We start from the raw sequence: 913 nt of genomic DNA, 5'->3' as shown, positions 1-913 counted from the left end.
CGTTTTCTAAATCTTTTAAGGTGTTTTGTAGTGAAAATTTGTCAGGTTCTTTAAGCCACTTTAATCCTTTTTTTAAATTGGTCAAATCAGAACTGCACTGTTTATAAGTAAAAGTTTCTTTATCATTTTCATAAACTTCTATTTTTTTAGCAAGATATTTATTATATACAAATCTACAACATCCAAAAGTTTTGTTAATTAACTCTTGTTGCTTTTTATTTGGATACATTCTAAACTTATATGATTTTTCCACTACTATCACCTCACTTTACTTGCTTTTTCTGATTATTAATATATCTTCTTATCTGTTCTTCTGTATTTTCTGATACAGTAGCAACGAAATAATTAGGATTCCAAAGATGTCCTCCCCATAATTTCTTTTTCAACTGTTCTCCATGTTTTTTCATTAACAACCTTGCCGATACACCTTTTAATGCTTTTATCATATCTAGTATATAGTGTTGTGGTGAACAATTTATTAGTAAATGTATGTGGTCTTTATCACTATTACATTCTAATATTTGAAATTTATTATCTTTAGCTATTTTATTTAATATATTAATTAAATCTTCTTCAATTTCATTTGTTAATACTGGATGTCTATATTTTACACACCATACTATATGGTATTGTATTAAATACACATACCCTCTACCATGAGTCACTTCCATTTTTCATCACCCAACATAATATTAACAAGTACAATTTTTTAAAACAAGTTTTTTGAAGGTTTTATATTCATTTTTAAATAACATATGTAAGAACCATAAGTTTTGACTTTTATCATTTTTGAGGTTGTCGTTCACATAAGTTCGCTACTACCTATGCAGTTCTCTTATGAACTTCTTACACTTTCATGCAAGCACAGACTATATCTTATCCTTCGGCGTTATCCGTTAAGGTCTACCCACTT

General features: G+C 27.7%; 2 protein-coding genes. Both read right to left on the bottom strand.

Annotation, left to right across the window (positions count from 1 at the left end):
- Positions 1–262 (bottom strand): helix-turn-helix domain-containing protein (locus Q3304_RS20710; protein WP_407815484.1); only part of this gene is annotated, 262 nt, incomplete at its 3' end.
- 1 nt (position 263) lies between these two features.
- Positions 264–671 carry an IS200/IS605 family transposase gene (tnpA, locus tag Q3304_RS20705; protein ID WP_054272097.1) on the bottom strand — a complete coding sequence of 136 codons (408 nt, stop codon included), beginning with the start codon at positions 669–671 and terminating at the stop codon, positions 264–266.
- Positions 672–913 lie beyond the last annotated feature (242 nt).

This window comes from Clostridioides sp. GD02377 (assembly GCF_045899875.1).
GTDB lineage: Bacteria > Bacillota > Clostridia > Peptostreptococcales > Peptostreptococcaceae > Clostridioides > Clostridioides difficile_A.
Note: the sequence above shows the minus strand (reverse complement) of the source record. Positions and strands in the feature narration are given on the sequence as shown.